Source organism: Pseudoflavonifractor sp. HCP28S3_F10 (assembly GCF_052065415.1).
Lineage (GTDB): Bacteria > Bacillota > Clostridia > Oscillospirales > Oscillospiraceae > Pseudoflavonifractor_A.
Map to the genome: position 1 here is coordinate 89,748 of NZ_JBQHUB010000004.1, position 12,806 is coordinate 102,553.

Sequence of the window (12,806 nt, forward strand, 5' to 3'; positions counted from 1 at the left end):
ACAGAAAAAGCCCGCACCCGGGACCGCTCCGGATGCGGGCTTGCTGTATTTAAGCGGGGTCAATCCCGGGCAGGGAGTCATCCTCCCGCACCCAATCCTCCACATGGACCACCGAGTATTCCCGCTCCGTGCGGCGGATGACCACCCGGTCGATACCGGCGTTGATGATGAGCCGGCGGCACATGGAGCAGGAGGTGGCGTCGGGCAAAAGCTCGCCGGTCTTGGCGTCCCGTCCAGCCAGATAGAGGGTGCCGCCGATGATGTCGCTGCGGGCGGCGGAGATGATGGCGTTGGCCTCGGCATGGACGCTGCGGCACAGCTCATACCGCTGGCCGGAGGGGATGTTCATGGCCTCCCGGGTGCAGTAGCCCAGGTCGCCGCAGTTCTTCCGTCCCCGGGGGGCGCCGTTGTAGCCGGTGGCCACGATCTCGTCGTTCTTCACGATGATGGCGCCGTAGCAGCGGCGCAGGCAGGTGGCCCGCTCCAGAACAGTTTCTGCAATATCAAGATAGTAATTTTCTTTGTCAATTCGGCCCATTGTTTGCCCTCCAGCCTCTCTTTTTCAAACAGTATAGCGCCTTTTCTGCGCAGTTGCAAGTACAATTCACATATTGTTTACGTTTGGTTTCTTGACGGAAGAGGGCCCAGGCGCTATCATTAGAACAGAAAATAAACGTGGGCGTGTCTGGGGACGCACCCATAGTTCCAATGAAAAGGAGACGGCCGCGCACGATGAATTGGCTCAGAAGAATGATGTACGGGCGGTATGGCGGCGATCAGCTCTCCTGGTTCCTCCTGGCGGTCTACGTGGTCCTGACCCTGCTGGCCGGCCTGCCCCATATGGGGATTTTGTCCTGGCTGGCCATGGCGGTGCTTCTGTGGGGCTTTTACCGTACCATGTCCCGGCAGTATGACCGGCGGAGGGCGGAGAATGCCCGCTTCCTCGCGGCGGCCGGTCCGGCTATCCGCTGGTACAAGATGCGGCGTACCATCCACCGGGACAAGGAGCACCGCTATTTCAAATGTCCCAACTGCGGGCAGTATCTGCGGGTCCCCCGGGGAAAGGGAAAGATCACGGTGAACTGCCGCAACTGCGGCGTGAGCTTCGAGGAGAAGAGCTGAAACGCAAAAAACCGGCGTCCCCATGGGGACGCCGGTTTTTTATGGACTCAGAGCAGGCCCAGCACCCGCTGCATGGCCAGGCTGACGCAGGCGATACCCACCCAGCAGCACAGACCTGTGAGAATGGGCTTGCCGCCGGTCCTGACCAGCTTGACCAGATCGGTGTTCAGGCCGATGGCCGCCATGGCCATGATGATAAGAAATTTGGACAGCTCCTTCAGGGGCCGGAACATGGCGGCGTCCGCCCCGGCCATGGTGGAGACAGTGGTGATCACCGAGGCCAGCACGAAAAACAGAATGAAGGTGGGAAAGACCTTCCGCAGGGAGAAATCTCCGGCGGCGGACCCTTCCCGTCCGGCCCGGCAGGCCTGCCGGAGGGCCAGGACCAGGGTAATGGGGATGATGGCCAGGGTGCGGGTGAGCTTGACGATGGTGGCGTGCTCCAGCACCGCGCCGTTGGTACCGTGAAGGGTGTCCCAGGTGGAGGCGGCGGCAGTGACCGAGGAGGTGTCGTTGACGGCGGTGCCTGCGAAAAGGCCAAAGCCCTCGTTGGTCAGGCCGATGGCTCCGCCCAGAGTGGGAAAGGTGAGGGCGGCCAACACGTTGAACAGGAAGATCACCGAGATGGCCTGGGCGATCTCCTCGTCGTCGGCGCCGATGACCGGAGCGGTGGCGGCGATGGCCGAGCCGCCGCAGATGGAGGAGCCCACTCCCACCAGGATGGAGATGTTGGCCGGGGTCCTCAAAAGGCGGCAGAGCAGAAAGGCGATGAGAAGCGATGTGGCGATGGTGGAGCAGATGATAGGCAGGGACTGGGCGCCCACCTTTGCGATCTGGGAGAGGTTGAGCCCGAAGCCCAGCAGGATCACCGCGTACTGAAGGACCTTTTTGGAGGTATAGGTGACGCCGGCCTGAAAGCGGGCCCTGTCCCGCCAGACCAGGGAGAGGACCATGCCCGACAGGATGGCGAACACAGGTCCGCCCACCACGGGAACAGCCCTGCCCAGCAGCAGACAGGGAATGGCGATGGCCAGGCACAGCAGCAGGCCCGGTCCCTTTTGCCGGAGAAAATTCATAGCAGACACGCCCCTTATCTGAATCTTTGGCTTGATTATAGTACAGCAGAACGATAAAATAAAATGAATGATTCTTATCCTGCCATAATTTTACGTAATAGGTGATGGCATGCTGGACAACCGACTGACTACCTTCCTGGTCCTTTGCGACACCATGAACTACACCCGGGCGGCCGAGCGGCTGTGCATCACGCAGCCCGCGGTGACTCATCACATCCACTTTCTGGAGGAGTACTACGGCTGCCGCCTGTTCGCCTACGAGGGGAAGCACCTGTGCCTGACCGCCCAGGGGGAGCGCCTGCGGGAGCTGGCCCGTCCCCTGGCCTACAACAGCCGGAAGATCCGGGAGGTCCTGGCCTCCCCGGCGCCGGTATCCCTGCGGGTGGGGGCCACCAAGACCATTGGCGAGTTTGTGGTGGCGCCGCTGGTCAGCCGGTTTCTGCGGGCCCATCCGGAGGCATCCTTCTCCCTGACGGTGGAGAACACCCGTTATCTCCTGGGGGAGATCGAGGCGGGGCGGCTGGACTTTGCGCTGATCGAGGGCTTTTTTGACCGGGAGCACTACGCCGCCCGGCTCTACCGGCGGGAGGCATTCTTCGGCGTGTGCGCGCCGGAACACCCGCTGGCCGGCCGGTCGGCTGCGCTGGAGGAGCTGCTGGAGGAGCGCATCATCGTCCGGGAGGCGGGCTCAGGCACCCGGGCGATTTTTGAAGAGGCTCTGCGCCGCCGCAACCATACCCTTGGGAGCTTTTCACGGGCGGTCACAGTCAGCGAGTTTTCCACCATCAAGGCGTTGGTGGAGGATAACATGGGGATCTCCTTCCTCTATGCCCCGGTAGTGGAGCGGGAGCTGGCAGCCGGTACCCTGGCCCGGTTTGATCTGGCCGGCGAGCCGCTCAGCGGGGCGTTCCACTTTGTCTGGCTCAGGGACAACCTGTTTGCCGGGCAGTGGGCCGAGTGGATGGGGGAAGGCGGAGCGTGAGGGGCGATTGCCTTTTTCGCGCCTTTCGTGTATACTGAGCTGTACTTTGAGCAAAAGGAGCATCCATATGCTGTTATCGGCGGAATCCATCACCAAGACTTACGGGACCCGGGTCCTGCTGGACCACGTCTCCTTTTATCTGGAGCGGGGAGAGCGGGTGGGCGTCATTGGCGTCAACGGCGCGGGCAAGTCCACCCTGCTGCGGATACTGGCCCAGGCGGAGGAGCCCGAGACCGGGACAGTGCGGCGTTTTCCCGGTGTGAGATTGGAGTACCTGCCCCAGAACCCGGATTTCGACCCCGCCGTCACCGTGCTGGACCAGGTGCTCCAGGGGCTGAACAGCGACGCCCGGGCCCTGGCCGAGTATGAGGCCAGGACCATTCTGACCCGGCTGGGGGTGGACCGCTTCGACCAGAGAATGGGAGAGCTCTCCGGCGGCCAGCGCAAGCGGGTGGCCCTGGCGGCCGCCCTGGCCCGGCCCTGCGACGTGCTCATCCTGGACGAGCCCACCAACCACCTGGACAGCGAGATGGTCGCCTGGCTGGAGGAGTGGCTGCGGGCCTTTTCCGGTGCGCTGGTGATGATCACCCACGACCGCTACTTCCTGGAGCGGGTCACCAACCGGATGGTGGAGGTGGAGGGCGGCAGGCTCTACGGTTACCAGGGCAACTATGAGGACTTCCTCCGCCTGAAGGCCCAGCGGGAGGAGTCCGAGCGCTCCAGCGAGCGCAAGCGCCAGTCCATCCTGCGGCGGGAGTACCAGTGGGTGATGCAGGGCCCCACCGCCCGGGGCACCAAGAGCCGGGAGCGGCTGGAGCGGTACGAGGCCCTGAAGGAGCAGACCGGCCCGGCGGAGAAGAGTACGCTGGAGCTCTCCTCCATGTCCAGCCGCCTGGGGAAAAAGACCATCGAGCTGCGGGGTGTGACCAAGGCCTTTGAGGGCCGCACGGTGGTGCGGGACTTCGACTGCATGCTTTTGCGGGATGACCGCATCGGCATCGTGGGGACCAACGGCAGCGGCAAATCTACCCTCCTTAACCTGATCGCCGGGCGGCTGACCCCCGATGCGGGAGAGGTCATCGTGGGCGAGACCGTGAAGATCGGCTATTTCTGCCAGGAGAACCCGCCTATGGACCCGGATATGCGGGTCATCGACTACGTGAAGGAGATCGGCGAGCGCATCGAGACCCCTGAGGGAACGGTGACGGCCAGCCAGCTGCTGGAGCAGTTCCTCTTCCCTGCCGACGTGCAGTGGAGCCCCATCGTCAAGCTCTCGGGCGGCGAAAAGCGGCGGCTCTTCCTCCTGTCCATCCTGGCGGGGGCACCCAACGTGCTGCTGCTGGACGAGCCCACCAACGACCTGGATATCGAAACGCTGACCATTCTGGAGGACTATCTGGAGCGGTTCCGTGGAGCGGTGGTGGCCGTGTCCCACGACCGCTATTTCCTGGACAAGGTGGCAAGGCGCATCTTCGCCGCAGAGGAGGACGGCCGCTTCACGCCGTATCCCGGAGGGTACACCGACTATCTGGCCATCCGGGAGGAGCGGAAAAGGGCGGAAAAGCGGCCGGAAAAGCCCGCAGCCCCCAAGCAGGAGCGCCCTACCGCCCCCCGGAAGCTGAAATTCAGCTACAAGGAGCAGCGGGAGTTTGAGACCATCGACGGCGACATCGCGGCGCTGGAGGAGAAGATCGCCGCCAACCAGCGGGAGCAGGAGGCGTCGGGCAGCGACTATGTTTCCCTCCAGCGGCTCCAGGAGGAGCACTCTGCCCTGGAGGCGGCGCTGGAAGAGAAGATGGAGCGGTGGGTCTATCTTAACGACCTGGCCGAGCAGATCGCCGCCCAGTAAGGCGGAATGTCAGAATGCAAAAACGCCGGGCCGCGGAACGTGCCGCGGCCCGGCGTTTTTGGTATCCGTTATGTGGATATGGCTCAGTCCTTCAGGGCATCCACGCCGGACTCGAAGGCGGCCACGGCGGCGTCGGCGTCCCCGGCGATGACAAAGAGGATGTAGCCGTCCTTCACCACGGTGCGGGCGTCCTGTACCTTGGGCAGATTCTGGGACAGGTACCAGGAGAAGGTGGCCTCCTGCTGCTGGCGGTAGGCGTCCAGCCCGGCGCGGGCCGTCTCCCCGCCGTCCTGGGCCAGCTTACCCACCACCACGGTGTCAGGAGAGACCATCATGGGGAAAAAGCCGGTGACCTGGGTAAAGGCGGCAGAGTCGATGCCATAAGCGGAGAGAGCCTCTTCATCGATCTTCATGCCGTAGCCCACGCCGCCCGCGTCGGCCACCGTGTAGGCCAGGCGGACCAGGGGGTCGTTATTGGGGGTGGTGATGTCGATGCGCCCGGCGTCCATCTCGGGGTGGAGATCCACGGCATAGCCCTCCAGCCCGGCAAAGACCTCCGCCGGCAGGAAGGTGACGCCCTCCACCACCTGGGCGGTGATCCCCTCCAGGAGCTCGTCGTTGCGGGTAACCGAGCCGTCGGCAAAGTTCACGGTGATGTAGCAGCCGTCCAGATAGAACGAGCCGGTGTTCTCCTCCTCGAACCACATGGCGGAGCCGTGGTCGGCCTCGGCGATGAGCCGCAGGGGCAGGCCCTGACCGGCGGGAAGGGCGCTGGTGTCCAGCTCGGTCCCGTTGACCGACAGGACGGCGGGATAGGCGGCGGGAGCGGGGGCGATGACCAGCTCAGGCTGGTCGGCCAGGGCGGGGGTCAGCAGACTGCCGGTGAGGGCGGCGGTCAGCACAAGGGTGCCAAGCTTCTTCATGAAACATTCTCCTTATATCATCGGTCTTGCAGCCGGCCTCAGCGCCGGGAAATGACTGCTTCTTGGTTGGACGGAGGAATGTCAAAAAAGTTCCCCCTTTTACCAGACTTTATGATACAATAGCTTCACTTGGCGAGCCGCTGCGCCAGCAGTGGGAAGCCTGGTGAAACTTGTGCCTGTGGTGCAATAGCTTCACTTGGCGAGCCGCCGCGCCAGCAGTGGGGAGCCTGGTGAAACTTGTGCCTGTGGTGCAATCGACCGGCGGCGGAGAACAGCCGGGGAAAGGGAGCTGACCATGCAGACTTTTTATACCTTCCTGTGGTACTTTTTCATTTATGCCTTTCTGGGCTGGTGCAGCGAGGTGTGCTATGCCGCCCTGCGTACCGGGCGGTTCGTGAACCGGGGCTTCCTCAACGGGCCGGTCTGTCCCATCTACGGGTTCGGCGTGGTCATTGTGGTGGCGCTTCTCACGCCGGTGAAGGACCGTTTTCTCCTGCTCTTTGTGTGCTCAGTGATCCTGACCAGCGCCCTGGAGTGGGTCACCGGCTTCGTGTTGGAAAAGCTCTTCCATCAGAAGTGGTGGGATTACTCGGATATCCCCTTCAACCTCAATGGCTATATCTGCCCCATCTTCTCGCTGATGTGGGGCTTTGCCTGTCTCATCATCATGGATATGATCCACCCCATGATCGCCGCCATGGTGCGCCATGTTCCCCACACGCTGGGCGTGGTGCTGCTGTGCCTGTTCTCCGTCACGGCGGCGGTAGACCTCTCGGCCACCGTGGCTTCCATGGTGGGGCTGAACAAGCGCCTGCGCCAGATCGACGAGATGGCGGCCCGGATCAAGCAGGCCTCCAACGAGCTGGGCGAGAACCTGGCCGACGCCACCATCAGCATCACCGAGAAGAGCGCCGACCTGAAGGAGGACCTGGCCGACATCAAGGAGGAGCTGGCCGAGCGGGGTGCCGGCCTGAAGGAAAATCTGGCAGATATCCGGGAGGAGCTGGCCGAGCGGAGCGCCGACCTGAAGGAGGACATTGCCGGGCGTGTGGCCGCCCAGAAGGCGGAGCAGGAGGCCCGCCGGACTGCCCGGGAGGCCGCCCTCAGACGCCGGGAGGCCGCCCTGGCCGAACTCAAGGCCGCCAACGAGGAGCTGCTCTCCACCTACGGCTTCGGCCAGCGCCGCCTGCTGCGGGCCTTCCCACAGATGACCTCCACCCGCTATGCCGCCGCCATGGAGCAGGTCAAAAGCCGGGTACGGGACATGCGGAAAAAACCCTCCGGATCCCAAAAGGACTGAGCCAGACAGATCATTTCGCCACCGGTGCGAACCGGGCCCGGGCCAGCCCGGCCAGGTCTTCGGGGGCGAGTTCCACCTGGGCGCCGATCTTCCCGGCGCTGACGATCATGGTGTCCAGTGCCCGGGCGCTCTCGTCCAGAAAGGTCCTGAGCTGCTTTTTCATCCCCAGGGGTGAGCAACCGCCGTGGATATATCCGGTGAGAGGGAGCAGCTCGGCCTGACGGATCATCTCAATGGACTTCTCCCCCGCGGCTCTGGCCGCCGCCTTCAGGTCCAGCTCGCCGGTAACGGGGATCACGAATACATAGTTGGCTTTGCTGGCCCCGCGGGTCACCAGGGTCTTGAACACCTGCGCCGGGTCCCGGCCGATGAGCCCCGCCACTGTGACGCCGTCCACCGCGCCGTCGGGGGCGGCATAGTGGTGGGGAATGTAGGAGACCTTCTTCTGGTCCAGCAGCCGCATCACGTTTGTCTTGTCCTGTGCCATATCTATCGCCTCTCGGAGGGAGGAACACCTCCCCGGTCTGTTTGTACCCTGTACGATAACACAAACAAGGAGTTATTTCAAATGGAGTTTCAGAGTTATATTCCCGTGCTGAAGGAATATGTTCACACGCTGATGGCGGCGGACAGCCCCACCGGCTTCACCCGGCGGGCCACCGACGCGGCGGAGGGGCTGGCCCGGGGCATGGGCTATGAGACCCGCCGCAGCCGGAAGGGCAACCTGACCATCCTGGTCCCCGGCCGGGACGGGACGCGGACGGCGGGCCTGTGCGCCCATGTGGACACCCTGGGCCTGATGGTCCGCTCCATCACCTCCAAGGGAGAACTGCTCTTCGACCGGATCGGCGGGCCGGTGCTCCCCTCGCTGGACGGAGAGTACTGCCGCATCTACACCCGGGACGGCCGGGTGTACACCGGAACCATCCTCTCCCTCTCCCCGGCGGCCCATGTCTTTGATGACACGGCCACCCGGCCCCGGGACTGCGGGAATATGTACGTGCGCATTGACGAGAAGGTGTCCTCAGACGGGGACGTGCGGGCCCTGGGGGTAGAGGTGGGAGACTACATCTGCTTTGACACCAAGACCGTCTTTACCGAGAGCGGTTTCCTCAAGTCCCGCTTCATCGACGACAAGGGGAGCTCGGCCATCCTGCTCACCCTGCTGCGCTGGCTGCGGGACACCGGCGCCCGGCCCCGCTGCAACCTGGAGATCACCTTCACGGTATACGAGGAGCAGGGTCACGGCGGCGCCACCTTCTCCCCCTATCTGGAGGAGCTGCTGGCGGTGGACATGGGCTGTGTGGGAGCCGACCTGAGCTGCGACGAGTACCACGTGTCCATCTGTGCCAAGGACAGCGCCGGTCCCTTCGACTACGATATGGTCACCCAGCTCTCCGCGCTGGCCCGGGAGTACGGCATCCCCGCGGTGCTGGATGTGTACCCCCACTACTCCTCCGATGTGGCGGTGGCCTGGAAGGCGGGACTGGACGCCCCCGCCGCTCTGATCGGACCGGGCGTACAGGCCTCCCACGGCATGGAGCGCACCCACCTGGAGGCCATGCTGGGCACCCTGGAGCTGACCGCCCGCTATCTGGACTGCCGCGGCGAATAAAAGGAGCGGGAACGATGGAGCAAAAGGAACGGCCAGCCGTCCTGATCAGCGCCTGCCTGCTGGGAACGCCCTGCCGCTATGACGGTGTCGCCGGGGCCTCCTAGCGGTAAACGGCATTACTGTGACGGGAGAGTCCGGGGTGGACGGGCTGTTGAAATAAAATGGACTGCCGCGGGCAGAAGCAGGACGATAAAAAACCATCGCGGACGCACTTATGTCCGCGATGGTTTTCCACTGCCTGACGATATACCATCATTGTACGGAGGCAAATGAAATGATAGATATGACTGGCTGGATGGAGCTCTTTTTACGGGAACTGCATACAAATTTTGGAGATCGGGTGTGGTTCACCGGCCTGCAGGGGAGCTATGGCCGGGGCGAGGCCACTGAAACAAGCGATATAGACCTTGTGGTGATACTGGATGAATTGACCGTTCCGGATATTCAGTCTTATAGCAGGATGCTGGATACGCTTCCCCACAGAGAATTGATCTGCGGCTTTCTTGCGGGAAAAAACGAGCTGCTGCACTGGGACACGGCGGATCTGTTCCAATTCTGCCACGACACAAAGGCGATCAGGGGCAGTCTGGACGAGGTGCTGGCGCAGATCGACAGCGCCGCCGTGGAGAGGGCCGTCAAGCGGGGCGTGTGCGATCTGTATCATGGCTGCGTCCATAATATGCTGTATGAAAAAAACGGGGACATCCTGAGAAGCCTGTATAAGTCCGCGTCCTTTGTCATACAGGCCATCTGCTTCCAGCAGACCGGAACATATGTCAGCCGCCAGCAGGAGCTGCTGGACGCAGTGGGGGAAGAAGAGCAGGCCGTGATCCGGACGTTTCTGAAGCTGAAACACGGGGGAGCCGTTGATTTTGAGGGGATGTCCGGGAGGCTGTTCCGCTGGGCCCGGGGCTGGATGGGAAGAGACTGACCTCCGCCGCAGATCACACCCGCCTGACGCCCTGAGAGATGTCGGCCAGGGCGGCGGCGGCCTCCATGTCGCAGTTGTGGCAGCGGGCCAGGTCTCCAAGAGAGAGCATGCCCACCACCTTGTGGTTGTCCACCACCGGCAGCCGGCGGACCTGGGCGGAGGCCATCACTGCCGCCGCCTCGGAGAGTTCTGCCCCGGGGGAGACCCAGGCGCAGGAGCGGGTCATGATATCCCCCACCGGGAGCCGCCTGGGATCCTCGCCGGGGGCCAGACAGCGGAGCACCAGGTCCCGGTCAGTGACGATGCCCCGCAGACGGCCGTCGTTCTGGCACACCGGAAGAGCGCCCAGGTCATACCGGGACAGGAGCCGGGCCGCCAGAGCCGCGCTCTCGGCCGGGGCAATGGTCACAAGATTGGAGTTCATCAGGTCACGTACCAGCATAAAACCGCCGCCTTTTCGGGAAAGATACCTGAGTATCCCCCAAAAAGGCGGCGGTTATTCCATTACGATCGAAAAAGATCAGTCGATCTTGTAGCCCACGCCCCATACCGTTTTGATGAAGCGGGGATTGCGGGAGGGCTCGTGCATTTTCTCCCGCAGGCGGCGGATGTGGACCATGACGGTGTTGTTGCGGTCCAGGTATTTTTCCTTCCACACCGCCTCGAACAGCCGCTCCGCCGAGATGACCTGTCCCCGGTTCTCGCAGAGCATCCACAGGATGTCGAACTCGATGGGGGTGAGGACGAGCTGCTCGTCGTAGAGCCAGCACTCGTGGGTGGAGCGGTTGATGGTCAGGCCGTTGAAGTCGATGACCTCGCCGGCGCTGCGGTCGGTCTCGTTATACCGGGTGTACCGGCGGAGCTGGGCCTTGACCCGTGCCACCAGCTCCAGCGGGTTGAAGGGCTTGGTCATATAGTCGTCGGCGCCGATGGTAAGGCCGGTGATCTTGTCCATGTCCTCGGCCTTGGCCGTGAGCATCAAAACAGGAAAATGGTGCTCCTTCCGGATCTCCCCGCAGAGGGTGAAGCCCGAGATGTCGGGCAGCATCACGTCCAGAATGGCCAGGTCCAGGGGGACCGAGCCCACCACGGCCAGGGCCTGGGTGCCGGTGGCGCACTTGTAGACCCGGAACCCCTCGCTCTGCAGATAGACCTCCACCAGATCGGCGATCTCAGGTTCGTCATCCACCACCAGGATATTGTTGGACTCCATGCCGTCCGCCCCCTTTCCATAGACGGTGCCATTATACCCGGACGGGCGCCGGCAAGTCAAGAAGGGGGGCGGATCGTAAGAAAATGTTCAGATTTCAGCAGCTTAATGCCACAGGATATACCAGATGGCCAGCACCACGGCGCCGGGCACCAGCTCACTCCACGCGAAGGGCCGGCGGGCCAGCCCCCGGATGAGCAGGAACAGACCGTACAGCAGGGCGGCAGTGGGCAGCACCAGATGGAACAGGATGGCCAGGGGCACGCCCACGATGGCCAGTACCAGGCTTACCACGCCGCAGACGCACAGCGCGATCAGGGTCAGCACTCCAAGCGAAAGACTCAGCATAATGGATCGCTCCTTTTCTCTTTGTGCCCCTATCATATCACCTTCGGAGTAAAACCGTGATGAATAGAAGATTAAAATTCCATGAAAAAGGGAGAGTCCGTTTTATGGGACTTTCTTTTCTGTATTCTGAGGGTGTAAACCGGAACAGAAAGGAGCGTCTTCTATGGATTACGAGTTTCGATGGGTCTGCGGACATGTGGAGGTATACGATCAGGCGGGGCGGTTCTGCTTCTCGGCCGACAACGAGCGGGAGGCGCTGGAGGAGCTGTCCGGCGCGGCGTAAAGGTGCCGGAAAGAATTTGCGGTTTTTCGGTAAAATCTTGAAACAAAGGACCAAAAGGACTATAATGGCCGCGCCGGGACCGGTTCCCGGCGCGGTATAATATTATCCCCGAACAGAAAAGGAGATATAAGATATGAAACTGGCGCTTTTGGAACCCCTGGGTATCCCCCAGGAAAAGCTGGTGGCCATGGCTGAGGAGGCCGTGGGCGGCCGGATGGAGGTGGTGGCCTACAATGACCGGGCGGAGGACGTGCCCACCCTGATCCGGCGCTCGAAGGACGCCGACGCGGTGGTTCTCTCCAATTTCCAGTACCGCCGGGAGGTCATGGAGCACTGCCCCGATCTGAAATACATCGACGTGGCCTTCACCGGCGTGGACCACGTGGACATCGACTACTGTAAAGAGCGGGGCATTCATGTGTCCAACTGCGCGGGCTACTCCACGGTGGCGGTGGCCGACCTGGTGTTCGGCATGGTCATCGGCCTGGCCCGGAAGGTGGCGGAGTGTGACGCCGCCGTCCGTCAGGAGGGCACCAAGGCCGGCCTGGTGGGCTTTGAACTGGAGGGCAGGAAGTTCGGCGTGGTGGGCCTGGGCGCCATCGGCAGCCGGGTGGCCGTCATCGCCAATGCCTTCGGCTGTGAGGTATACGGATACAGCCGCTCACCCAGGGATCTGCCCGGCGTGAAGCAGGTGGACCTGGATACCCTGCTCAGGGAGTGCGACATCATTTCCCTTCACGTCCCCGCCACGGCGGAGACCAGAGGCCTCATCAACGCCGAGCGCATCGCCCAGATGAAGCCCACCGCCCTGCTCATCAACACCGCCCGGGGGCCCGTGGTGGATTCCCGGGCCCTGGCCGACGCCCTCAACGAGGGCCGCATCGCCGGGGCGGGCATCGACGTGTTTGAGATGGAGCCCCCGGTGCCCCGGGACCATCCTCTCCTCAGCGCCAAAAACGTCATTGCCACGCCCCATGTGGCCTTTGCCACCCAGCAGTCCATGGAGAAGCGGGCGGTCACCGTCTGTGAGAATCTGCGCGCCTGGCTGGACGGCGAGCAGAAGAACGTGATCTGCTGATCCCACCGCCGCCCGGCCCGGACCTCACGGGCCGGGCGGCTTGCGTTTGGGCAGAAAACATTGTATGATATGCAGGAAGAAAACTGGAG

The 12,806-nt window shown here is 62.9% G+C and carries 14 protein-coding genes; 7 read left to right on the plus strand and 7 right to left on the minus strand.

Translation table 11 applies throughout. From position 1 onward, the window contains the following. Positions 1 to 49: 49 nt before the first annotated feature. On the minus strand, positions 50 to 538 hold the full coding sequence (locus tag ACTNBZ_RS03365; RefSeq protein ID WP_441208262.1) for a deoxycytidylate deaminase: 489 nt from the start codon (positions 536 to 538) through the stop codon (positions 50 to 52). Between the two features lie 194 nt (positions 539 to 732). On the opposite strand from ACTNBZ_RS03365, the gene ACTNBZ_RS03370 reads away from it, so the two are divergent. Beyond that, positions 733 to 1,122 (plus strand): hypothetical protein, encoded by a 390-nt coding sequence (locus ACTNBZ_RS03370; RefSeq protein ID WP_441208264.1) that lies wholly within the window; start codon positions 733 to 735, stop codon positions 1,120 to 1,122. A gap of 47 nt (positions 1,123 to 1,169) precedes the next feature. Here the strand turns inward: ACTNBZ_RS03370 and ACTNBZ_RS03375 are convergent, their stop codons facing one another. Beyond that, positions 1,170 to 2,198 carry a YeiH family protein gene (locus ACTNBZ_RS03375; protein WP_441208265.1) on the minus strand — a complete coding sequence of 343 codons (1,029 nt, stop codon included), beginning with the start codon at positions 2,196 to 2,198 and terminating at the stop codon, positions 1,170 to 1,172. A gap of 109 nt (positions 2,199 to 2,307) precedes the next feature. On the opposite strand from ACTNBZ_RS03375, the gene ACTNBZ_RS03380 reads away from it, so the two are divergent. Further along, on the plus strand, positions 2,308 to 3,180 hold the full coding sequence (locus ACTNBZ_RS03380; RefSeq protein WP_441208267.1) for a LysR family transcriptional regulator: 873 nt from the start codon (positions 2,308 to 2,310) through the stop codon (positions 3,178 to 3,180). 67 nt (positions 3,181 to 3,247) lie between these two features. Beyond that, on the plus strand, positions 3,248 to 5,029 hold the full coding sequence (locus ACTNBZ_RS03385; protein ID WP_441208269.1) for an ABC transporter ATP-binding protein: 1,782 nt from the start codon (positions 3,248 to 3,250) through the stop codon (positions 5,027 to 5,029). Between the two features lie 83 nt (positions 5,030 to 5,112). Here ACTNBZ_RS03385 and ACTNBZ_RS03390 read toward each other — a convergent pair whose 3' ends face one another. After that, positions 5,113 to 5,952 carry a DUF4358 domain-containing protein gene (locus tag ACTNBZ_RS03390; protein ID WP_441208271.1) on the minus strand — a complete coding sequence of 280 codons (840 nt, stop codon included), beginning with the start codon at positions 5,950 to 5,952 and terminating at the stop codon, positions 5,113 to 5,115. Between the two features lie 295 nt (positions 5,953 to 6,247). Between ACTNBZ_RS03390 and ACTNBZ_RS03395 the strand changes: the two genes are divergently transcribed. Next, entirely contained in the window at positions 6,248 to 7,252 is a 1,005-nt protein-coding gene (locus ACTNBZ_RS03395) for a putative ABC transporter permease (protein ID WP_441208273.1), read from the plus strand. Positions 7,253 to 7,262: 10 nt separating this feature from the next. On the opposite strand, the gene ybaK is transcribed toward ACTNBZ_RS03395, so the two are convergent. After that, positions 7,263 to 7,739 carry a Cys-tRNA(Pro) deacylase gene (gene ybaK / locus ACTNBZ_RS03400; RefSeq protein ID WP_441208274.1) on the minus strand — a complete coding sequence of 159 codons (477 nt, stop codon included), beginning with the start codon at positions 7,737 to 7,739 and terminating at the stop codon, positions 7,263 to 7,265. Between the two features lie 81 nt (positions 7,740 to 7,820). Here ybaK and ACTNBZ_RS03405 point away from each other — a divergent pair, with 81 nt between their 5' ends. Together ACTNBZ_RS03405 and ACTNBZ_RS03410 are read left to right on the plus strand one after the other, a co-directional pair. Further along, entirely contained in the window at positions 7,821 to 8,867 is a 1,047-nt protein-coding gene (locus tag ACTNBZ_RS03405; protein WP_441208276.1) for a M42 family metallopeptidase, read from the plus strand. A 274-nt stretch (positions 8,868 to 9,141) separates the two neighbouring features. Next, positions 9,142 to 9,798, plus strand: coding sequence for a nucleotidyltransferase domain-containing protein (locus tag ACTNBZ_RS03410; RefSeq protein WP_441208278.1), 657 nt, complete (start codon positions 9,142 to 9,144; stop codon positions 9,796 to 9,798). A gap of 13 nt (positions 9,799 to 9,811) precedes the next feature. On the opposite strand, the gene ACTNBZ_RS03415 is transcribed toward ACTNBZ_RS03410, so the two are convergent. The 3 genes from ACTNBZ_RS03415 to ACTNBZ_RS03425 all read right to left on the minus strand — a co-directional run bounded on the left by ACTNBZ_RS03415 (position 9,812) and on the right by ACTNBZ_RS03425 (position 11,356). After that, complete coding sequence (locus tag ACTNBZ_RS03415; RefSeq protein ID WP_441208280.1) at positions 9,812 to 10,240, minus strand: CBS domain-containing protein; 429 nt, start codon at positions 10,238 to 10,240, stop codon at positions 9,812 to 9,814. Positions 10,241 to 10,318: 78 nt separating this feature from the next. Continuing rightward, complete coding sequence (gene vanR / locus ACTNBZ_RS03420) at positions 10,319 to 11,011, minus strand: VanR-ABDEGLN family response regulator transcription factor (RefSeq protein ID WP_441208281.1); 693 nt, start codon at positions 11,009 to 11,011, stop codon at positions 10,319 to 10,321. Between the two features lie 102 nt (positions 11,012 to 11,113). Then, complete coding sequence (locus tag ACTNBZ_RS03425; RefSeq protein ID WP_441208282.1) at positions 11,114 to 11,356, minus strand: hypothetical protein; 243 nt, start codon at positions 11,354 to 11,356, stop codon at positions 11,114 to 11,116. 416 nt (positions 11,357 to 11,772) lie between these two features. On the opposite strand from ACTNBZ_RS03425, the gene ACTNBZ_RS03430 reads away from it, so the two are divergent. Further along, positions 11,773 to 12,717, plus strand: a complete 945-nt coding sequence (locus tag ACTNBZ_RS03430; RefSeq protein WP_441208283.1) for a 2-hydroxyacid dehydrogenase — start codon at positions 11,773 to 11,775, stop codon at positions 12,715 to 12,717. Positions 12,718 to 12,806 lie beyond the last annotated feature (89 nt).

Bases quoted from the DNA above. Each gene is read 5' to 3' on its own strand.
- ACTNBZ_RS03365 (WP_441208262.1), bottom strand. From the start codon at position 538: ATGGGCCGAATTGACAAAGAAAATTACTATCTTGATATTGCAGAAACT.
- ACTNBZ_RS03370 (WP_441208264.1), top strand. From the start codon at position 733: ATGAATTGGCTCAGAAGAATGATGTACGGGCGGTATGGCGGCGATCAG.
- ACTNBZ_RS03375 (WP_441208265.1), bottom strand. From the start codon at position 2,198: ATGAATTTTCTCCGGCAAAAGGGACCGGGCCTGCTGCTGTGCCTGGCC.
- ACTNBZ_RS03380 (WP_441208267.1), top strand. From the start codon at position 2,308: ATGCTGGACAACCGACTGACTACCTTCCTGGTCCTTTGCGACACCATG.
- ACTNBZ_RS03385 (WP_441208269.1), top strand. From the start codon at position 3,248: ATGCTGTTATCGGCGGAATCCATCACCAAGACTTACGGGACCCGGGTC.
- ACTNBZ_RS03390 (WP_441208271.1), bottom strand. From the start codon at position 5,952: ATGAAGAAGCTTGGCACCCTTGTGCTGACCGCCGCCCTCACCGGCAGT.
- ACTNBZ_RS03395 (WP_441208273.1), top strand. From the start codon at position 6,248: ATGCAGACTTTTTATACCTTCCTGTGGTACTTTTTCATTTATGCCTTT.
- ybaK (WP_441208274.1), bottom strand. From the start codon at position 7,739: ATGGCACAGGACAAGACAAACGTGATGCGGCTGCTGGACCAGAAGAAG.
- ACTNBZ_RS03405 (WP_441208276.1), top strand. From the start codon at position 7,821: ATGGAGTTTCAGAGTTATATTCCCGTGCTGAAGGAATATGTTCACACG.
- ACTNBZ_RS03410 (WP_441208278.1), top strand. From the start codon at position 9,142: ATGATAGATATGACTGGCTGGATGGAGCTCTTTTTACGGGAACTGCAT.
- ACTNBZ_RS03415 (WP_441208280.1), bottom strand. From the start codon at position 10,240: ATGCTGGTACGTGACCTGATGAACTCCAATCTTGTGACCATTGCCCCG.
- vanR (WP_441208281.1), bottom strand. From the start codon at position 11,011: ATGGAGTCCAACAATATCCTGGTGGTGGATGACGAACCTGAGATCGCC.
- ACTNBZ_RS03425 (WP_441208282.1), bottom strand. From the start codon at position 11,356: ATGCTGAGTCTTTCGCTTGGAGTGCTGACCCTGATCGCGCTGTGCGTC.
- ACTNBZ_RS03430 (WP_441208283.1), top strand. From the start codon at position 11,773: ATGAAACTGGCGCTTTTGGAACCCCTGGGTATCCCCCAGGAAAAGCTG.